General features: G+C 72.1%; 21 protein-coding genes and 2 tRNA genes. 13 read left to right on the top strand and 10 right to left on the bottom strand.

Annotated features, from left to right (window positions below):
* The first annotated feature begins 60 nt into the window (after nucleotides 1-60).
* Complete coding sequence (locus tag ABZT87_RS04950; RefSeq protein ID WP_355133745.1) at nucleotides 61-1,590, top strand: peptide deformylase; 1,530 nt, start codon at nucleotides 61-63, stop codon at nucleotides 1,588-1,590.
* Nucleotides 1,591-1,659: 69 nt separating this feature from the next.
* On the opposite strand, the gene ABZT87_RS04945 is transcribed toward ABZT87_RS04950, so the two are convergent.
* Entirely contained in the window at nucleotides 1,660-2,775 is a 1,116-nt protein-coding gene (locus tag ABZT87_RS04945) for a globin domain-containing protein (RefSeq protein WP_355133743.1), read from the bottom strand.
* Nucleotides 2,776-2,919: 144 nt separating this feature from the next.
* Between ABZT87_RS04945 and ABZT87_RS04940 the strand changes: the two genes are divergently transcribed.
* Complete coding sequence (locus ABZT87_RS04940) at nucleotides 2,920-3,690, top strand: CPBP family intramembrane glutamic endopeptidase (RefSeq protein ID WP_355133741.1); 771 nt, start codon at nucleotides 2,920-2,922, stop codon at nucleotides 3,688-3,690.
* Nucleotides 3,691-3,693: 3 nt separating this feature from the next.
* Here the strand turns inward: ABZT87_RS04940 and ABZT87_RS04935 are convergent, their stop codons facing one another.
* Nucleotides 3,694-4,890 carry a hypothetical protein gene (locus ABZT87_RS04935; protein WP_355133739.1) on the bottom strand — a complete coding sequence of 399 codons (1,197 nt, stop codon included), beginning with the start codon at nucleotides 4,888-4,890 and terminating at the stop codon, nucleotides 3,694-3,696.
* 314 nt (nucleotides 4,891-5,204) lie between these two features.
* On the opposite strand from ABZT87_RS04935, the gene ABZT87_RS04930 reads away from it, so the two are divergent.
* Both ABZT87_RS04930 and ABZT87_RS04925 read left to right on the top strand, forming a co-directional pair.
* Nucleotides 5,205-5,295 (top strand) — tRNA-Ser (locus ABZT87_RS04930).
* Between the two features lie 35 nt (nucleotides 5,296-5,330).
* Nucleotides 5,331-5,403: transfer RNA gene (locus tag ABZT87_RS04925), tRNA-Arg, on the top strand.
* A gap of 268 nt (nucleotides 5,404-5,671) precedes the next feature.
* Here the strand turns inward: ABZT87_RS04925 and ABZT87_RS04920 are convergent.
* Complete coding sequence (locus ABZT87_RS04920) at nucleotides 5,672-7,096, bottom strand: hypothetical protein (protein ID WP_355133737.1); 1,425 nt, start codon at nucleotides 7,094-7,096, stop codon at nucleotides 5,672-5,674.
* On the bottom strand, nucleotides 7,093-7,623 hold the full coding sequence (locus tag ABZT87_RS04915) for a SigE family RNA polymerase sigma factor (RefSeq protein ID WP_354862881.1): 531 nt from the start codon (nucleotides 7,621-7,623) through the stop codon (nucleotides 7,093-7,095). The genes ABZT87_RS04920 and ABZT87_RS04915 overlap by 4 nt, the downstream gene beginning before the upstream one ends.
* Before the next feature lie 354 nt (nucleotides 7,624-7,977).
* Between ABZT87_RS04915 and bla the strand changes: the two genes are divergently transcribed.
* Nucleotides 7,978-8,883 (top strand): class A beta-lactamase, encoded by a 906-nt coding sequence (gene bla / locus ABZT87_RS04910; protein ID WP_355133735.1) that lies wholly within the window; start codon nucleotides 7,978-7,980, stop codon nucleotides 8,881-8,883.
* Between the two features lie 43 nt (nucleotides 8,884-8,926).
* On the opposite strand, the gene ABZT87_RS04905 is transcribed toward bla, so the two are convergent.
* Together ABZT87_RS04905 and ABZT87_RS04900 are read right to left on the bottom strand one after the other, a co-directional pair.
* Entirely contained in the window at nucleotides 8,927-9,847 is a 921-nt protein-coding gene (locus ABZT87_RS04905; protein WP_355133733.1) for a serine hydrolase, read from the bottom strand.
* Nucleotides 9,844-10,776 carry a LysR family transcriptional regulator gene (locus ABZT87_RS04900; RefSeq protein ID WP_355133731.1) on the bottom strand — a complete coding sequence of 311 codons (933 nt, stop codon included), beginning with the start codon at nucleotides 10,774-10,776 and terminating at the stop codon, nucleotides 9,844-9,846. Before ABZT87_RS04900 ends, ABZT87_RS04905 begins: the two co-directional genes overlap by 4 nt.
* Before the next feature lie 103 nt (nucleotides 10,777-10,879).
* Between ABZT87_RS04900 and ABZT87_RS04895 the strand changes: the two genes are divergently transcribed.
* The 4 genes from ABZT87_RS04895 to ABZT87_RS04880 all read left to right on the top strand — a co-directional run bounded on the left by ABZT87_RS04895 (nucleotide 10,880) and on the right by ABZT87_RS04880 (nucleotide 12,694).
* A complete protein-coding gene (locus ABZT87_RS04895) occupies nucleotides 10,880-11,755 on the top strand; it encodes an N-acyl homoserine lactonase family protein (protein ID WP_355133729.1) in 876 nt (291 codons plus the stop codon).
* A 65-nt stretch (nucleotides 11,756-11,820) separates the two neighbouring features.
* Entirely contained in the window at nucleotides 11,821-12,225 is a 405-nt protein-coding gene (locus tag ABZT87_RS04890) for a MarR family transcriptional regulator (RefSeq protein ID WP_355133727.1), read from the top strand.
* Nucleotides 12,226-12,263: 38 nt separating this feature from the next.
* Complete coding sequence (locus ABZT87_RS04885) at nucleotides 12,264-12,503, top strand: SRPBCC family protein (protein WP_355133725.1); 240 nt, start codon at nucleotides 12,264-12,266, stop codon at nucleotides 12,501-12,503.
* The gene (locus tag ABZT87_RS04880) at nucleotides 12,452-12,694 is read left to right on the top strand and encodes an SRPBCC family protein (RefSeq protein WP_355133723.1); all 243 of its coding nucleotides are present in this window, start codon (nucleotides 12,452-12,454) and stop codon (nucleotides 12,692-12,694) included. The genes ABZT87_RS04885 and ABZT87_RS04880 overlap by 52 nt, the downstream gene beginning before the upstream one ends.
* A gap of 17 nt (nucleotides 12,695-12,711) precedes the next feature.
* Here the strand turns inward: ABZT87_RS04880 and ABZT87_RS04875 are convergent, their stop codons facing one another.
* On the bottom strand, nucleotides 12,712-13,431 hold the full coding sequence (locus ABZT87_RS04875) for an alpha/beta hydrolase family protein (protein ID WP_355133721.1): 720 nt from the start codon (nucleotides 13,429-13,431) through the stop codon (nucleotides 12,712-12,714).
* A gap of 229 nt (nucleotides 13,432-13,660) precedes the next feature.
* Here ABZT87_RS04875 and ABZT87_RS04870 point away from each other — a divergent pair, with 229 nt between their 5' ends.
* Nucleotides 13,661-14,365, top strand: coding sequence for an AraC family transcriptional regulator (locus ABZT87_RS04870; protein WP_355133719.1), 705 nt, complete (start codon nucleotides 13,661-13,663; stop codon nucleotides 14,363-14,365).
* A 47-nt stretch (nucleotides 14,366-14,412) separates the two neighbouring features.
* On the opposite strand, the gene ABZT87_RS04865 is transcribed toward ABZT87_RS04870, so the two are convergent.
* Entirely contained in the window at nucleotides 14,413-15,084 is a 672-nt protein-coding gene (locus ABZT87_RS04865; RefSeq protein WP_355134570.1) for a sulfatase-like hydrolase/transferase, read from the bottom strand.
* A 137-nt stretch (nucleotides 15,085-15,221) separates the two neighbouring features.
* On the opposite strand from ABZT87_RS04865, the gene ABZT87_RS04860 reads away from it, so the two are divergent.
* Nucleotides 15,222-16,082, top strand: coding sequence for a helix-turn-helix transcriptional regulator (locus tag ABZT87_RS04860; RefSeq protein WP_355133717.1), 861 nt, complete (start codon nucleotides 15,222-15,224; stop codon nucleotides 16,080-16,082).
* 49 nt (nucleotides 16,083-16,131) lie between these two features.
* On the opposite strand, the gene ABZT87_RS04855 is transcribed toward ABZT87_RS04860, so the two are convergent.
* Nucleotides 16,132-16,350 carry a hypothetical protein gene (locus ABZT87_RS04855; RefSeq protein WP_354862891.1) on the bottom strand — a complete coding sequence of 73 codons (219 nt, stop codon included), beginning with the start codon at nucleotides 16,348-16,350 and terminating at the stop codon, nucleotides 16,132-16,134.
* 170 nt (nucleotides 16,351-16,520) lie between these two features.
* On the opposite strand from ABZT87_RS04855, the gene ABZT87_RS04850 reads away from it, so the two are divergent.
* Together ABZT87_RS04850 and ABZT87_RS04845 are read left to right on the top strand one after the other, a co-directional pair.
* The gene (locus ABZT87_RS04850; RefSeq protein WP_355133715.1) at nucleotides 16,521-17,747 is read left to right on the top strand and encodes a sensor domain-containing protein; all 1,227 of its coding nucleotides are present in this window, start codon (nucleotides 16,521-16,523) and stop codon (nucleotides 17,745-17,747) included.
* Nucleotides 17,735-18,391, top strand: a complete 657-nt coding sequence (locus ABZT87_RS04845) for a response regulator transcription factor (protein WP_354862894.1) — start codon at nucleotides 17,735-17,737, stop codon at nucleotides 18,389-18,391. The genes ABZT87_RS04850 and ABZT87_RS04845 overlap by 13 nt, the downstream gene beginning before the upstream one ends.
* 110 nt (nucleotides 18,392-18,501) lie before the next feature.
* On the opposite strand, the gene ABZT87_RS04840 is transcribed toward ABZT87_RS04845, so the two are convergent.
* Nucleotides 18,502-18,666, bottom strand: a 165-nt coding sequence (locus ABZT87_RS04840) for a non-reducing end alpha-L-arabinofuranosidase family hydrolase (RefSeq protein WP_355134568.1), incomplete at its 5' end; no start/stop codon positions are given.

Genomic DNA, 18,666 nt, shown 5'->3' with positions numbered 1-18,666 from the left:
AGATGCGTGTGCGCTTCGCCACGGAACGTGAAACTAATACTCCCGGCCACGAGGAAGCCGATGACGACGTCACCCCTCGAACGGGCTGCCGACTCCTTCGCGGCCGAGCTTGCCCGCCATCGTGCCGGGCGAGGCCTGTCCAAGAAGCAACTGGCCATCCTGATGGGGTTCGACCCGTCCTACGTCAGCCACGTCGAGGGGCGCCGACACCGCCCGACCGAGGACTTCGCCCGCCGTGCCGAGGCCGTCCTGGAGGCCAGCGGCGCGATCTGGCAGCGCTTCCGGGAGTACGACGACCTCCGGCACTCCCGGTCCGGCCAACCGCACCGCAAACCCCCGCTGCCCGGCCAGTGGCTGCCCCCCGGCACCGGCCTCGTCGTGGAGCGGGAACTGGCCACCCTCACCCACACCGACGACGCCTACCGGTGCGTCATCCGCCGCGAGCTCTACAACGCCGGCACCGAGCCGGTCACCCGCTACCTCGTCCGCGTCGCGGTGGACCGCTACCCGAACGACCCCGGTCGCTCCAACCGGCACCACCGGGAACACCCGCTCACCTTCGCCGAGCTGCAACTGCAGGCCCGCCGCGACGACGGCGCCGGCGACCCGGAGCCGATGCACTGGCGGGCGAAACACGACCGGGACGCGTTCAAGGAGATCTGGCTGCTCTTCGAGAACGGCGAACGGCGTTTCCCGCTCTACCCCGGCGACCGGGCCATCATCGAGTACGCGTACAGCGTCGGGCACGAGAAGTGGGGCCCCTGGTTCCAGCGGGCCGTCCGGCTGCCCACGCGGCACCTCGCCGTACGCCTGGATCTGCCGGTGGCCCTCGACCCGCAGGTCTGGGGCGTGGAAACCTCGCTCTCCGCGGAGGAGGGCCCGCTGCGGACGGCGCCGCAGCGTCGCGACGAGGGCGACCGGGCGATCTACGACTGGCAGACCGACGCCCCGCCGCTCAACGCCCGCTACCGGATGCAGTGGCGCTTCCGGGCTCGGCCGGACGCCGACCCGGACGTCGGTCCCGGCGGCACCCGGGTCCGCCCCAGCGAGCGGATGCGCGGGATCGGCATCGTCCAGCGTGGGGCCGACCTCCTCCGCCAGCAGGTCCGGCAGTTCGACCTGCCCGGCGAGGAACCTGTGGCCCGGGACGTCGTGGACCGACTCACCATGGCGCTGTCCCGGCTCGACGAGCTGCACCCGTTCAACAAGGGAGTGGGCATCGCCGCACCGCAGCTCGGCGTCGGCCGCGCCGCCGCCGTGGTCCGACCCCCCGACCGGACGGCGGAACCGGTCGTCCTGCTCAACCCGCGGGTGGTCGACGCCGACCCGGAGACCGACGAGCAGTACGAGGGGTGCCTCTCCTTCTTCGACCACCGCGGTCTGGTGCCCCGACCGCTGCGACTCGACGTGGAACACGCCCAGTACGACGGCAGCCGGATCATCACCTCGTTCGAGTTCGGCATGGCCCGGCTCGTCGCGCACGAGATCGACCACCTGGAGGGGCGGCTCTACGTCGACCGGATGGCGCCCGGCGTGCCGCTGGTGCCGGTGGAGGAATACCGGGAGACGGGGCAACCCTGGCGCTACTGAGCAGGGCGGGGACCGGGGCGCGTGCCCCAGGGGGCAGGGGCACGCGCCCCGGTGTGGGGGGAGGAACGTCTAGAGATCGCCGAACGTGTCGTAGCGGATGTTCGGCGGCGGCACCTCGTCCGCGGCCAGCACCCGCAGCGTCGACCGGACCATCTGCGCCGACCCGGAGACGTAGCAGTCGTGCGTCGTCCACGGGCCGTACCGGGCCACCACGTCCGGGATGTCGCCCAACTCGCCGTCGAAGTCGGGGTCGTCGCTGCACGCTGCGGTGACCGACAACCACGGGTGCGCGGCCACCAACTCCTGCAGGCCAGCCAGCCCGTACAGGTCCGTCGCGTGCCGGGCGCCGTAGAAGACATGCACCCAGCGCGTCCGGTTGTAGCTGGCCAGCTCCTCCACCAGCGCCTTGATCGGCGCCAGCCCCACGCCGCCGGCCACGCAGAGGATGTCCCGCTCCGAGGAGCGGTCCAGGGTCATCGACCCCATCGGCGCCGCCAGGCGCAGCAGGTGCCCGGGCTGTACGCGGCGGACCAGCGCCCCGGACACCCACCCCGCGCCGGGGCTCCGCACGTGGAACTCCAGCACGTTGTCGTCGTTCGGGGCGTTCGCCACCGAGTAGTTCCGCCACACCCGCGGGTGGAAGCGGGGCAGCTCCAGGCTGACGTACTGGCCCGCCCGCCAGGACAGCGGATGTTGCAGGGCCCGGCAGGTCAGCACGGCGACGTCCGAGCCGTGCCGCTCGTGGGTCAGCACCTCGGCGTGCCAGAACGGCGGGTTGTCGTCGTCGGCAGCCCCGGCCACCATCTTCGCCGCGATCGCCGCGTACGCGTCCCGCCATGCCTGGTCGTACTCCAGGTTCCAGCCGTCGCCGGCGGTGCTGCGCAGCGCATCGAGCAGCGCGACGCCCATCGTGGCGTAGTGCCGGTCGTCGACGTGGTACTTGCGGTGGTCCCGGCCCAGCGCTCGCAGGAACTCGTCGAAGCTCTCCGGGTCGTCCACGGTGTGGATCGCCGTGATGATCGCTTCCAGCAGGCGGTCACCCTGGCCGGTCATCTGCACCGGGAAGAGCTGCCGCAGGGCGGGGTCGAGCAGGAACAGTCGGGCGTAGAAGTGCCCGCTCAGCCGCTCCCGGTCCTCCTCGACGAGGGTCCAGCTCTCCTTCAGCAACCGTGCGACGTTGTCCACCGGTGCTCCTTCTCCAGACGGCAGCGGATCGGGCGCTCATAGAATCTCCACGGAGCGTGCTCACCGGTCGCACAGAATGTGCGATCGGTTCACGCCGGCCGATCGGCCGTGCCCGCGGTGCCGTCCGTCGGGCAGAGTGGTGCGGTGACCGTTGAGCTGACCCGCCCGGTGTCCCGCCGAGTACTGGGGACCGAGACGCTGCTGGTCCTCGGCCTCTCCCTCGGCCAGTCCGCGGTCTACGCGGTGGTATCGATCATCGCGAAGCTGACCGCCGAGGGGCCGCTCTCCAAGCAGACCGCGTCACTGAACACCTCGGCGTCGGCCCGACCCTGGCTGGACCTGACGTACCAGCTCCTCGGCATCGTCTTCGCGCTGCTGCCCGTGCTGCTCGCCGTACACCTGCTCAGCCGTGACCCCGGCGACCCGGTGGGGACCCTCGGCCTGGACGCGCGGCGGCCCGGCCAGGACCTGGCCCGGGGTGCCGGCCTGGCCGCGCTGATCGGCCTGCCCGGCCTGGCCCTGTTCTGGGCGGCAGCACAGCTCGGCATCAACGCCACGCTGGTGCCGGCGGCCCTGCCGCACGTCTGGTGGGCGGTTCCGGTGCTGATCCTCTCCGCCGTGCAGAACGCCTTGCTGGAGGAGGTGATCGTGGTCGGCTACCTGGTCACCCGGCTACGCCAGCTCCAGTGGCGGCTCGCCGCGATCATCGCGGCCAGTGCGCTGCTGCGCGGGAGCTACCACCTCTACCAGGGCTTCGGCGCGTTCGTCGGCAACGCGATCATGGGCGTCGTGTTCAGCCTCTTCTACCTGCGAACCCGCCGGGTGCTGCCGCTGATCATCGCGCACACCCTGCTCGACGTGGTCGCCTTCGTCGGCTACGCGCTGCTGCCCCGCGACTGGTTCACCTGGCTCTGACCCTCAGCGCCGGCCCGGCCGGTAGGCCGCCACCGCACGGGCGGCCAACCGATCGGCCGCCGCCGCGTCACCCAACGTGGCGGCGACCACCGCCGCACCCGGCAACAGGCGGGACGCCAACCGCAACGCCACCCACCCGCCCGCCTGGGCGGTGAGCGGCGCCGCCAGCCGCCACGCGGCCTCCGCCGCCCTCGGCCAGGCGCCCTCGACCGGATCGCCAGTCGTCTGTGCCGCGAGCAGGGCCTCCTGCGCGCTCGTCGCGTCCGGATGCACCAGGGTGAGCACCAGCAGGTCGGCGGCCCGGTCAGGGTGCGTCGGATCCTTGCCGTACACCGCAGCCAGTCGCAACACCAGGTTCGACTGGGTCCAGAGCACCGAGGCCAGCTCGGCGAGCGGCGCGAAGAGCCCAGCCAGCGCGGCCGCCGCCCCTCCCGCGCCCGCCGCCCGCACGTACCGCCGGGTCGCCAGCCGCGCCAGGCCGTCCGCCGGCGCGTCCGGATACCGGGCCCGCAGCCGCTGCGCCCACTCGGCGGCGCCCGGACCGAGCGCCCGGACCGCCTCCAGCGCCAGCAACTCCGGCGCGAAGCCCGGGTGGTCGCGCAGGCGGGCGATCACCGCCCGCACATCCGATTCCGGGGTACGCCCCGAAGCCGGCACCGGGTCGTGCTCTGCTCCGGCCATGGCGGTCGAGGGCTGCGGCGCCGAGGTGGCTTGCGCGGGCGTGGCGTTGCGCTTGATCGCCGGGGCGGCCTTCCTGGCTCGGGTGACCTTCCTGGCTGGGGTGATCTCGTCGGCCGGGGCGGTTTGCCTGGCTGGGGTGGCCCGCTGGGTGGGGGTGGCTTTCTTGGCCGGGAGGGCCTTCTCGGCTGAGGTGGCCTTCTTGCTGGGGGTGGCCTTGGGGGTCGCCCGCTTGTTGCCCGGCTGGTCCATTTCCGCTGCCGGGGTGCCGTCGGAGGGGCTGGCCTGGTCGGTGGCTGGGGCGGTCGCCGGCAGGCTGGCCTGCTCATCGGCCGGGGTGTTCACCGACGGGCCGGCCTGGTCGCGGGCTGGGGTGTTATTCGGTGGGCCGGCCTGGCCCGCCGGTGAGGCGTCAGGTGGCGGGCCGGCCTGGTCGGCGGCGGGTGGGACGCTCGATGCCGGAGACGAGCGGCGCGGCTGGCGGGGCAGGGGGCGCTCGGGGTCCGGTGGCTGGAACAGCACGGCCGGGGCAGCCTTGGCCCGTCGAGGACGCGGGCTCGCCGGAGCGGCTGCCGGCGGCGCAGTCGTCTCGTCGGGCTGCTCGGCGGCGGTCGGCGGCGTGAAGGTGGGCCGCGGAGAGCGTCGACGCGCTCTTTCAGCAGGCTCTCGACGGGTCGGCTCGCTCGGCGGCTGCTCCTGCATATCGATGGAGCGTAGTCCCGATCACGCCGCCGCACAGGGGTGAAACACGGGGACCGGGCCGTACCCCGGAAGTCGTTTTGCTCCCGGTGGGTGGCGACCTGTATCCTCGGGCGCGGTGGTCTGCGGATCACCAGGGAGACTTCGCCTAGTCTGGTCTATGGCGCCGCACTGCTAATGCGGTTGGGGTCTTAAAGCCCCTCCCGGGTTCGAATCCCGGAGTCTCCGCGCGAAAGCCGGGTGTGTAGACTGGCTGAGCACAAGCGCCCGTAGCTCAATGGATAGAGCATCTGACTACGGATCAGAAGGTTAGGGGTTCGAGTCCCTTCGGGCGCACATACAGCCCCCTAGCAGGCCCAACGGCCGCTAGGGGGCTTCTTCTTGTCTAGCCAGGACTGTGAAGACCTTCTTACTCTCCGCGCATGGCCAAGATCAACTTGCTCCACCTCAACGCCGACGAGCGTGACCGTGGCGACCTGTTCGCCGTTGACGCGTTCCCCGGGGATCGGGCCACCGCCCGGGGGTGCCACGTCAAGCGGACCCTGACTGCGGACGGCGGCGTGGGCGAGCCGTCTTCGGACGGCTCGCCCACGCTTTCGGTTCGTCAGGGGGTCACCCGGGTAGCCGGGCTGTCGCCCGGCAGGCCCGACATGTCGGCCTCGACCGGCGGCACCGGAGTGGCTCCGAGGACGCTGCCGTCCGTGGAGTACGCGGTGAGGGTGGCCGGCTGGTCCGGCGGTATCCGGGTGATGCCGGCGTTCGACGCGTCGAGGGTGACCGTGGCGGGGGGTGCGCCGCCGATCGTGACCGTGACGCGGGCCGCGTCCGGCGGGGCGATCACCCGCACCTGGTCCGTCGGCGGACGGGTGCCGTCGTCGGCCCGGATCCGCCAGCCGATTGGTCGCTGGTCGGCGCCCTCGGCCGGCAGCAGCAGCCGCAGGTCGGTCCACCAGCCGGTTCGGTCGTCGCCGTGTCTGGCGTACGCGATCACCCCGCCGCCGGCAGGCTGCACGGTGAGCAGCGTGGCGGCTTGGCCGTGCCCGCTGCCCGACCAACGCACCCGCACTGTCGTCCCGGCAGCCGGGAGACGACTGTCGAGGAGTGCCGATTGGACGAAGTCGCGCAGGCTGGCATCGTCCACCGGCGTACCTCGGGCACCCCGTCGGGCGGCGGCGAGCAGGACGTCCATCTCCGGTCCGGTCGGGTCGATCGCGTCGTACGGGCCGCCGCCCAGGCCCCCCTGGTAGAGCAGCTGGTCGCCACGGCTGACCCGGACGACGGGTTCGTTCCGAAGCGGCGCGGGGGGCAGGACGGCGAACCCGACCCCGCTGCCGTCCGCCCTGGCGAGGTCCTGGTACTCCAGGGTTCCCCTCGGTGTGTACCGAGGGTCGCCACTGATCATCACGGTGGACTCGGCCGGCCCGACGACGACCGCGAATCCGCCCCGGTCGGGACCGGCCTGCATCAGGGTCATCACCGGGTCGTCGACGCCCTCGCTGTGGCCGGCGTAGCGCATCTGTTCGGCACCGGCCCCGGCCGGACCCACGTACCAGACCAGCGCCTGCTTGCTCAGTAGGCCGAGGCGGAGCGGCACCGCGACCAGCGCGACCCGCTGGCCCGGCTGGTCACTGCCGTAAAGCAAACGAATCCGGTCACGATCGCCGACCTTCCAGATGCCGTCCGGGCTCCATCCACCCAACGGGCTGTCGGTGCTGATCCGCGCCCGCAGCGAGCCCAGCCAGGCCTGATCGCCGGCCAGCGCGCCCCGGGGCGGCGCGTCGAGCAGCGCTGTCGGGGCGGCAGCGACCGCGATGCCAGGCGCCCATCCGGGCAGGGGCACCACGTTGGTCTGGACCCCCACGAGCGCGACTCCGACCGCAGCGGCCACCACCGCCCGCATCAGCCGCGTCCGCCGGTGCCGTCGCTCGCGCCGGGCGAACCCCGGCCACGGGTCCTCAGCTACGTTGACGCCGTGCGCGGCCTGCCATAGCGCAGGACTGAGCGTCGAATCTGCGAAGCTCTCGGTCATGCCAGTTCCTCCTCGAGCCGTACCGGGGACTGGGAGGCGGGTGGGGCGAACTCCACCCGCATTCGGGCCAACCCGCGCGACGCCTGGCTCTTCACCGAGCCGATGGAACAGCCGAGAACCTTGGCGGTGTCCGCCTCGCTGAGGTCCTCGAAGTAGCGCAGCACCAGAACCGCCTGGGTCCTGGGGGGCAACCGCCGCAGCGCGGTGAGGAGCAGTTGCCGCTCCTCCACCTGCGCGTACGCGTCCGGCGTCGGCGCGCTGTCGGAGGTCAGCAGCGGCACCTCCAGCGGCCGCCGCCGACGCCGCCAGGAGATCGCCGTGTTGACCATCACCCGGCGTACGTAGACCTCGGGGGCGTCCCTGCGCAGTACCCGCCCCCAGCGCCGATGAGTCTTCTCCAACGCCGACTGCGCCAGGTCCTCCGCTGTTCCCCGGTCGCCGGTCAGCAGGTAGGCCGTTCGGAGCAACGGCCCCCACTGTCGTTGTACGAACAGCCGGAACTGTTCGTCGTCCTCGTACCGACTCACGCCACCTCCAGGTCATATCCGCCTCGCGATCACGAGCGGATGCAGAGAGAGACGCGACCGGAGGCGTCCGGGGTTGAGTGGGTCGTCGACGAGGCTACGGACGTGTCGCAGCCGCCTGACCGGTCCCGCCCTGGGCTTCTGCCTTCTGGTGCGCCGATGGTCCCTTCGCGGGACCAGCTCCTGACGGGTCCGAGTCGAGCGGTGGAGCGAGGTCGGTCAGGGCGCGGGCGATGCCAGATCAGCATGAACACCGCCAGTTCCGTCTTCGACCGCATGCCGAATCCCTGTCAGGGTCGAGCCTTGTCCGACCGGCGCCGCCCGCGCCGGACCTCACGACACCGACAAGGAGCGATCATGGTGTTTTCGACAGACGGTTTGGTAACCGCGCTGGCAGTGGTGTCACTGGCCGCCTGCGGCCCCGCCGATGCCGCCGAGCAGCCGACGCCGGACCGTGCGGCAACGGTGAACCCGTCCACCGCCGCTGACCGGGACCACGAGTTCCGGCAACTGGAGGAGAGGTTCGACGCTCGGCTCGGGGTCTACGCGATCGACACCGGCACTGGCCGGACCGTGCAGTACCGGGACGACGAGCGGTTCGCGTACAGCTCGACGTACAAGGCGTTGGCCGCCGCCGAGGTCCTCGACGAGACCACCGACGTCGAGCTGGACCGGGTGGTGCGGTACTCGGCGGACGACCTGGTGACCTACTCGCCGATCACGGAGCGGCACGTCGCCGAGGGCATGACGCTGCGCGCGATCGCTGACGCGGCCGTGCGCTACAGCGACAACACCGCCGGTAACCTGCTGTTGCGTCAGCTCGGCGGACCACAGAAGTTCGAGAAGGAACTGCGCGAGGTCGGAGACAAGGTCACCGATCCGGCGCGCTACGAGACCGAGCTCAACGAGGCGAGGCCAGGTGACCGGCGGGACACCAGCACCGCGAGGGCCCTGACCCAGGATCTGCGGGCGTACGCCGTCGGCCACGCCCTCGAACCGGCGGACCGCGACATCCTCAATGGTTGGCTGCGGGGCAACACCACCGGCGGCGAGCTGATCCGCGCCGGTGTTCCCGATGGCTGGGTCGTCGGGGACAAGACCGGTGCCGGTGGCTACGGCACCCGCAACGACATCGCGGTGATCTGGCCGCCGGACCGGGCGCCGATCGTCCTCGCGGTGCTGTCCAGCCGCGACGAGAAGGACGCCAGCTACGACAACGCCCTCATCGCCGGGGCAACGGAGGTCGTGGTCGCCGCGTTGTGACGGAGTGCCGTGCCGCCGAGCGTGCGCCCGGGCCACCAGCTGACTAACTCCACCAGGGCAGGGTGCCCGTGCGGAGGTGGCCGTGCAGTGTCCGGGCGACGTGTGCCATCGTCGCCTCGCTGCCGGGCTGCGCGACGGCGGGCACCCGGGATGCGGTGAGCGCGGCGACCGCGTACGACTGACCGTCGGCGTGGTCCACCACCCCTACCTCGTGGCGTAGGTGCAGCAGGGTGCCGGTCTTGGACGACCAGCGGGACGCGTCGGAGGTGAAGTCCGGCGCGAGCCGCTGGCGGTGCAGGTTGTCGCCCATCAGGGCGCGTACCCGCGCGGCGGTGGTCTCGTGGATCGTCGACGGGCGCCAGAGGGCGTGCAGCAGGTCGACGTAGGCCCGGGCCGATCCGGTGTTGGCGCGGGTGACGTCGAGTTGGGCGACCGGGTGGCCCTGGCCGGGGGTTCCGGCGCCGATGGCGAGGGCGTGGGCCAGGTGTACGTCGTCGGGGCCGAGACGTTCCGCCGGGGTCTCGGCGAGGTCGCCGACCCGGTGTCGCACGGCGATGCCCTCGATCCGCAGTCGCCGCAGCTCGGCGGCGACCTCGGTGGGCCCGACGAGGTCGAACAGGGCGTCGGCTGCGACTCCGTCGCTGACGGAGGTGCTCAGGTAGAGCAGGTCGTCCACGGCGATCCGCGCCGGATGGCGGAAGCGGCTCAACCCGGTCGGGCCGGGTGTGGTGATTCGACCGGGCAGGACGTCAACGGGTGCCGCCGGGTCGAGTTCCCCGCGCGCGATCCGTTCGAGCACGGCGACCGCCAGCGGCACCTTCACCAGCGACGCCGTCGGGTACGGGGTGTCCGCGTCGAAGCCGAGCTCCTCGCCGGTGTCGAGGTTGCGGACCAGGAACGCGCCGTGCAACCCGGCCTCGTCGAGCAGGTCCTGGGCGTTGCGGACGACGGCGGTGGCGCTCACGCAGGATCTCCCGTCGTGCGGTCACCGCGTGTGCGACCCCTGGCCGGCCCCGGGTCGCCATCGGTCGCGCCCAGGCATCGTGCGATGTCCGCGTCGAGGACCGTGCTGAGCTGATTGAGGTCCTCGCGTACGCCGGCGGCGACCTCGTAGCCTCGCAGGAGCCGGGGGTCGGCGAGGGGGCACCAGTGCAGTCCGAAGTCCTCGGCCTGTTGACGGGAGCAGAGCAGCAGGTCGGGGGAGCCGAGGGCCGCTGCCGCGGCGTCGACGAGGGACGGCGCGACCGCCACCTGGGCCGGCCCCAGGCCGGCCGACTGGCTGGCACGGGTCAGGGGGTCCCGCAGGTGCGCGACGTCGTCCTCGGGTTGGATCAGGATCCGCCGGCGTGCCTGCGTGCGGGCCCGGCCGCTGCGCAGCGTCTCCAGGAACACCGTCGGCGCCGGGAAGGGGGTCCGGGCGGCCAGTCCGAGCGGCACCCGCCAAGACGCCGCCGCCTCCGGAACCGCCACGATCCCGGCAGCGACCTCCAGGGTTCGACAGAGCCGTTCACGCTCGGCCGGGCCGGCCGGCCGTACCTCCAGGTGGATCTGCTGCCGCCGCGCCGCGACCACCAGAGCGGCGAGGTGGTGTGGCGAGCAGATCTCGGGTACGGCGACGCGCAGCGGGCGCAACCGTGCCCGCTGGGCGTCGTCGCCAATGGCATCGGCGAGGTCGACCAGGCGCCGGGCCGATGGCAGCATGTCCTGGCCGAACGACGTCAGCCGCACCGCGCGGGACGACCGGTCGAACAGCCGCGCCCCGAAGTGCTCCTCCAGGGCGGCGATGCGGCGACTGGCGACCGACTGGGGGATGCCCGCAGCGGCGGCGCCGGAGGTGAAGCTGCCGTGGCCACTGACGGCGACGAAGGCCCGGCAGGCGGCGACCACATCCACCCATCGAACCTATACCCGGATCGCATAGGGCTTGACAGGCCGGATGCTTCGCACATCTAATTCATGTCGCGACATGTATGTCGCGACATCTAAGGAGTTCGCGATGACACCGATCAAGCAGGTCACGGTTGTCAGCACCGGCACCGTCCGGATCCGCCCCGAGCATCGCGAGACGAACGGCACCCCGCTGATGTGGTGGCTCAACACGTCTCGCCGCTGGACCGAGCCCCTCCCGATCAACGTCTACGTCATCGAGCACGACAGCGGGTTGGTGCTGTTCGACACCGGCCAGGACCGCCGCTCGGTCACCGACCCGGGTTACTTCCCCGGCGGCCCGGCCGGACACATCTACCGCCGCCTCGCCACGTTCGACGTTCCGGCGGGCGCGACCCTGACCGACCGGCTCCGCGAGGTGGGCTACGACATCGCCGACGTACGGGTGGCCGTCCTCTCCCACCTGCACCAGGACCACATCGGCGGCCTGCGGGAGCTGCCGAGATCGGCGCGGGTCCTGGTCGACGCCGCCGAACTCGCGGAGGTCGACAAAAGGTTCGCGGCGTTCGCGGGTCTGTTGCGCGAACACATCCACATCCCCGGCGTCACCTTCACGGCTGTCACCCCGCAGCGCGTCGAAGACCCCGCCATCGCGCCGTTCACGCACGCGTACGACGTCATGGGTGACGGCTCGCTGTTGCTGCTGCCCACCCCCGGGCACACGCCCGGCTCGATGTCGCTGCTGCTGCGCAGTGCGGGGCTGCCGCCCATGCTGCTGGTCGGCGACGTCACCTACGACGTGCGGCGGCTCGCGGCCGACCGCATCCCCGGAGTCGGCGACGCCACCGGTCTGCACGAAACCACCCGGCGCGTCAACGCGTTGGCTGCCCGCTACCCGAGCATGCCGATTCTCGCCGCGCACGACCCCGCGGCGGCCGGGCTCCTGGCCACGGCGCTGCGTGAACACGGCACGATGCGGGTGTGAGAACAGCCGAACAGCTTCGCTACCTCATTCTCGCGGCACAACGAGAGGGCAACCGCCAGCTCACGGTGCTGCTGTCCGAGATCGGTGTCACGCCCGCGCAATCGGAGGCACTGCGCATCATCGGCGACCACGGACCGCTCGCCCTCCGGGAACTCGGCGACATGCTCGTTTGCGACACCGGCACCAGCCCGAGTCGCATCGTCGACCGACTCGTCGCCGCGGGTCTCGTGCAGAGAACCACCAGCGAACACGACCGGCGGCAGGTCCGGCTCACGCTCACCGGGCCGGGCCGGGACACGGCCCGCCGTGTCGCGGAGATCGAGAATCAGCTGTACGACCTGCTCGACCAGGCGAGTGCGGGAACGGACATCGACGCGTTCATCGGTTTCCTGCACGGCTTCACCCGACAATCACCCGCCGGCCTCGCCCTCGCGAACCGCCTCGCTGCCGAGAAGAGGCAGAAGGACTGACCGCGTGGTCGGGGTGCGGCACGCACACAGGGGACACCATGACCTTTCACCTCGACCTGGACATCGCGGCCCCAGCCGGGCGGGTGTTCGATTTCGTCGCCGACTTCACCACCATGCCGCGGTGGTATTCGGCAGTGCGACGCGTGGAGCGCGTCGGAGGCGCCGGTGGCCTGGGAACCCGGTACGAGGTGTATCGAGACCTGCCCGGCGGGCCGCCCGCAACGAAGTGTCGATCACCGCATACGTGGAGGGCGAGGAGGTCACCTTCACCTCGCTGACCGGGCCCACCCCGTTCACCTACCGCTACCTCGTCCGGCCGTCGGGCGGCACCACGAGACTCATCCTGGAGGGCACGATCAGCGCGGCCGGTCTCACCGGCCCGGCCGCACTCCTCGGACCGCTTGCCGAGAGGCTCTTCAAGGGCGGGATGCGGGACAACCTCGGCACGCTGAAACAACTCCTGGAGTAGTTGGCCGCCCTTCGTCCTCACCGCGATGGGCCGCCTTCGTCGAGCAGCAGCGCGGCGACCGCCTCGGGGGCCTCGTGCATGGCGTCGTGGCCGGTGGGGAGGTCGTGGACCTGCCACGCGGGGTCGGCGTCGAGCCGGGCGCGGAGCGCGGCGAACGGCGTCCGGTCCTCCCATCCCGAGCAGTAGACGAATTCGCGTCGTGGGACCTGGGCAACGGCGCCGGTGAGCCGGATCGTCTGCAGGAACGACGCGAGTGGATGGGGACGGCGGCGGGGATCGCCGCCCTCCGGCGGCCGGACGGCGTAGCCGGTGCCCGCGGCGCCGGCGGCGAACACCGCCCGAAAGTGCTCGTTCGTCGCCGACCAGCACGACTCGCCATCGCGCGGCACGTAGGCGTCGAGATGCACGAGTCGCGAGATCCGACCGCCGGCGCGATCCGCGGCGGCGGCGATCACCATCCCGGCGTAACTGTGGCCGACCAGCGTCGCGCTCGTGAGGTGGGCGCGATCGAGGAGCCGCACCACGTCGTCGGCATGCGTGTCGAGGTTGGCGGTCGCCACGGTCGCGTCGTCGTCGTCCGGCCGCAGACCGGTCAGGGTCAGCGCGTGCACCGTATGGCCAGCGCGTTCCAGCAGCGGAACCACCGCTTCGAACGACCAGGAACCCTTCCAGGCGCCGGGCACAAGGACGTACGTCGTCATGCGTTTTTCCTTTCTTGAGCCTCGGCGTCGGGGCACGCCGCTCGATGGCGGGCGGTTGGCTCTGTGCGGCCGCAGATCACCGCCCGGAGGTAGTGTCGCCAGGTCAGGGAGTGGCTTACTACCGACAGGAAGCCAGCGGATGCCCGTTCGCCGCCAATCTCATCCGGCCGCCGGAGTGAGGTCGCACCTCTGGCCCTCGGGCGGCCGCCACCTCTGGCCCTCGGGCGGGACAAGCGCCGCGCAGACGCACGGTCGAGGGCACCTGGTGTACGCGGCCAGCGGCATCCTGGCCGTGCACACCGAGCGCGGCACGTCGATCGTTCCCGCCAACCGGGTTTCCTGGACCCCTGCGGAGTGCACGCACGACCACCGAGCGCACGGCGACACCGACATGCGGATCGTGTTCCTTACGCCATCCCTCGCCGGGCGCTTACCGGATCACCCCGCCGTGTTCGTTGCCTCGGGCCTCGCCCGCGAGGTCCTGCTCGCCCTGACCGGCCCGGGCAACTACGACGACGTGACGCCTGGCTACAGCCGCTCCGCGCGCTCTCGCCTGCTTCGAGTGCTCGTCGATGAACTCCGCGCGGCGCACGAACAGCCACTGCACCTGCCGGAGCCGCGCGACGACCGCCTGCAAGCCCTCGCCCGGATGCTGTACGAGACGCCGGCTGACAACGCCACGCTGGCCGAACTCGGGAAGACGATCGGCGTGAGCCCTCGTACCCTCAGCCGACTGTTCCGCGACGAACTCGGCATGACCTTCTACGAGTGGCGGACGCAGCTGCGGGTCTACCACGCACTCGTGCTGCTGGCCGACGGCTGGGACACCACCCGGACCGCCTACGCCTGCGGATGGGCCAACCCCAGCAGTTTCATCGCGGCGTTCCGCGCGATCATCGGAACGACGCCGGGTCGCTACCGAGCCGGCCGCGCGGCTCCACTCGCGCGGGTCGTCACGTCCGCGGAGTGAAGCCGGCGTCGGGACGGCTGTCGAGGCCGCCAGGGAACCCGCGCTCGTCAGGCCGGCACGTGACCGGCCGCCCAGCATGCCGAGTGGCTGTGGCAGGCGACGTACGACGTGAGGGCATCGTGCAGCGCGGCCTGTCGCGTGGCCGAAAGGCCGGCCGCGATGTTGTCGAGCTGGTGCGGGTCGACGGTCCTGTCGTAGTACTCCCGTTCGCCGTTGGAGTACTCGACGTAGGTGTAGGTCGCGGTCCGCAGAGCCTCGTAGGTGATCGGGCTGCCGTTGCGGCGGTCCTGGGCGTCGGGATCGTCGGCGGCCTGGTTGGGGCCGTGGTGCTCGATCAGCGCCCCGGTACGCCAGTTCGGCGCCGCCTCGCCCTGCGCGAGGGGAAGCAGGTTGCGCCCGTCGACGTGCGTGCCGACGTCGGCGGCGCCGATGCGCTGGAAGGTCGGTGCCAGGTCGATGTTCTGCACGATCTCGGCGCGCTGCGATCCGGGAACGACGCCCGGCCCGGCGACGACGAGCGGGACCCGCACATCGGTGTCGAAGGCGGTCTGCTTGCCGCCGGTCAACCGGTACTCGCCCATGTGGAAGCCGTTGTCGGAGCTGAACACGACATAGGTGTTGTCGGCGATGCCGCTGGTCGTGAGCTGGGCGCGCAGGTTGCCGATCAGCCGATCGACCGCCTGCACGGACTGGGCACGCTTGCGGAAGTTCGTGTCCAGGGTGCTCTTCTCCTGCGCGGTGAGCGGTCCGTTGTCGGCCAGCCAGGAGGGCGGGTTGGTGGGCAGCCGGTCGTACGCCGCGGTGCGGGGGGCGGTGAGCCACTGGCTGAGCCCGTCCAGCGGCGCACACTTGAGGGGTGAATCGACAGGAGCTGGCCCTCTTCCTGCGCAGCCGGCGCGAGCGGCTCACCCCCGCCGAGGTGGGCCTGCCGGCCGGCACCAGGCGCCGCACGCCCGGGCTGCGACGCGAGGAGGTGTCCCGGCTGGCGTTCATCTCCATCGAGTACTACACCCGGCTCGAACAGGCCCGCGCCCCGCACCCCTCGCCCGAGGTGCTGGCCGGCCTGGCCCGCGCGCTGCGCCTCTCCGACGCCGAGCGCGACCACCTGCACCATCTGGCCGGCAGGCCGCCGGCCCCGCCGGCCGGGCCGCCGCACGAGGTGCGGCAGAGCATCCTCGACCTGATCGAGCGGTTGCCCCAGGCGGCCGCCCACGTGACGTCGGCCAGCTACGAGGTGATCGCCTGGAACGATCTCGCGGCGGCGTTGATGGAGGACTTCTCGGCGCTGCCCCGACGTGACCGCAACCTGGTTCGCCGCGCCTTCCTCGGCCCGCACCCGGACGGCCGGGTGCTGTACGGGGTGTCCGACGTCGAGGAGTTCACCCGCAGTTCGGCCCGGCGACTACGCGCCACCGCCGCCCGCTACCCCGACGACCCCGAGGTGGCGGCGCTGGTCCGCGACCTGCTCGCGGGCAGCCAACGGTTCCGCGAACTGTGGGAGTCGCACGACGTCGACGACGAGCGCACCCTGATCAAGACCTTTCAGCACCCGCTGGTCGGCCCGGTGACCGTGAACTGCGACGTCCTCGACATCGCCGACCGTGACCAGCGGCTCGTCATCCACACCGCGGTGCCGGGCTCACCTTCCGCGGAGGCGCTGCGCCTGCTCTCGGTGCTCGGCACCCAGCGCATGACGGTCAGTGCCACCGAGCGCTGACCGTCCCGACGCCCGTAGAACGACTGCGGGCGCCGTCGACGGGACGGCGTCAGCGGTTGCGCCGGTGGTGGACGATCAGCGCCGCCGCGCAGAGCACCGCGACCAGGCCGAACACCGAGCCGATCCACGGGCTGTCCACAACGCTCGAGAGCACCGCGTTGATCGCCGCGCTGACGAAGAGCACCAGCCACAGCAGCGGACGTAGCAGGCCGCCGGGCCGTTCCGGTGCGGCGGCCGGGGCCTCGATGATGCGGTACGGGTCGGTCATGACTGTCTCCCTCGGTGACGTTCGACGACACCATCGACGCTAGGCGGGCGACCCCGACGGGGACGATCCCGCCAGCTCGACGAGCGGCGGTACAGCAGGCTGTACTTTCCGCCGCGGACGCTGCCGGCCGTGCTCGCGGTGGCCTATGTTGGCGCGGGAGGTGGGCGGCGATGGCGTACGTGCGGGGCCGGGTGCGCGCCTCGGTCGACGCCCTCGAACACCTCGTCGGCGGGCTGGGCACCGCGCTGCTGGCGTTGGGCGCGCTGTGCTGGGCGCTGGTCGTGGCACTGGCCTGCCTGGTCGGGGTGGGTCTGCGGCTGGCGCCCGGCGCGTTGCGGACGGTGCGCTCGGTGGCCGATCGGGAGCGCGCTCGGCTGTCCCGTCTGGGCACGACGATCCCGGCTCCCGGGCCGGTGCCGGAGGAGCTGCGGGAGGCGGTGCGCGACCCGTTCGTCCGCCGGGAGCTCGGCTGGGTCACGCTCCACTCGATCACCGGCCTGGTGTCCGGCCTGGTCGGCCTCGCCCTGCCGCTCTACGCCCTTCAGGACATCACGTTCCCGCTGTGGTACCGACTGGTCCCGCCCGAGGCCGGCGCACCGGGGATCGGTTGGTGGCGCATCGACGGGCTGTCCGAGGCGCTCGTGGTCGGGGTGCTCGGGGTGGGCTGGCTGGTCGCCGCGGTCGGGTTCGGTCCGGCGCTGGTCCGCTTCCAGTCCTGGCCCGGCCGGTGGCTGCTGCCCCCGCCGCCGGGGGTCGACCTGTCGCTGCGGGTCGCCGCGCTGACCGCCACCCGGGCCGCGGCGCTGGACGCCCACGCCCTGGAGCTGCGCCGCATCGAGCGGTCGCTGCACGACGGCACGCAGAATCGGCTGGTAGCGGTCAACGTGCTGCTGGGCGCCGCGCGCCGGGCGGTACGGCGCGACCCGGACCGGGCCGACGAGATCCTCGGGCAGGCGCAGGACGCGGCGGAACAGGCGCTCGGCGAACTGCGGACGGTGGTGCGCGGCATCCTGCCGCCCGTACTGGACGACCGGGGCCTCGCCGGGGCGCTGGCGGGCCTGGCCGGCAGTTGCGCGGTTCCGTGCCGGCTCGCGGTGGACGTGGCCGTCCGCTGCGCGGCGTCGGTCGAGGCCACCGCGTACTTCGTGGTGGCCGAGGCGCTGACGAACGTGGTCCGGCACAGCGGGGCGAGCCAGGTGGACGTCGCCGTACGCCGCGAGCACGGCCGGCTGCTGGTCACCATCGAGGACGACGGGCGCGGCGACGCCGACGAGGCACGCGGCTCCGGGCTCACCGGCATCCGCCGGCGGGTCGAGGCGTACGACGGGCGAATGACGCTGACCAGCCCATCGGGAGGGCCGACGAGGATGCACGTGGAGCTGCCATGCGGATCGTGATCGCCGAGGACGACCCGCTGTTGCGGGAGGGTTTGGCGCTGCTGTTGCGGGCGGAGGAGCTGGACGTGGTCGCCACGGCGGGCACCCCGGGAGAGTTCCTGGTCGCGGTCGACGAGCACGCGCCGGACGTGGCGATCGTTGACGTACGGATGCCGCCGACCCACACCGACGAGGGCATCGTGGCCGCGGTGGAGGCCCGCCGCCGCAGACCCGGCCTCGCGGTGCTGGTCCTGTCGGCGTACGTGGAGCAGGCGTTCGCCACCGAACTGTTCTCGGTCGGCGCCGCCGGGCTCGGTTATCTGTTGAAGGAACGGGTGGGCCGGGTCGAGGAGTTCCTCACCGCGCTGCGTCGCGTCGCGGACGGCGGCAGCGTGATCGACCCGGAGGTGGTGGCGCAGTTGCTCGCCCGCAACCGCCGGCCGGACACCGCGCTGGGCGAGCTGTCGCCGCGCGAGCGTGAGGTGTTGGGGCTGATGGCCGAGGGGCTCGGCAACACGGCGATCGCGGAGCGGCTGTTCGTCACCGACGGCGCGGTGCACAAGCACATCCGGAGCATCTTCGCGAAACTCCAGCTCCCGCCGGACGACCGGGCCGACCGCCGGGTCACCGCGGTGCTGCGCTACCTGGACGGCGACCAGCGGTAGCGCCGGCATGCCTGGACCCGCCCCAAACGTCGCGGCGGCCGAGGGACGTACGACCCGGGGCGGGTTCGGCGTGGTGCCGAACCCGCCCCGGGTCGTGGAGTGGCGGAGCGTCAGCGCCGCAGGGTGAGCAGGCCGGGGCGGTAGGGCAGGAGGCCGTAGTCGCCGCCGGAGTTGGGGGAGCGGCCTTGGTAGAGGAGTTGGAGGTTGCAGGGGTCGATGGTGAAGGTTTGGTCGGCGGTGGTGCGGATCAGTTCGCCGTGGCTGATGTCGTTGGT

Origin of the sequence: Micromonospora sp. NPDC005237, assembly GCF_040607775.1 — a bacterium.
In the GTDB taxonomy this organism is placed as follows: domain Bacteria; phylum Actinomycetota; class Actinomycetes; order Mycobacteriales; family Micromonosporaceae; genus Micromonospora.
The sequence above is the reverse complement of the archived record's forward strand: the minus strand, read 5'-3'. Positions and strand labels throughout refer to the sequence as shown.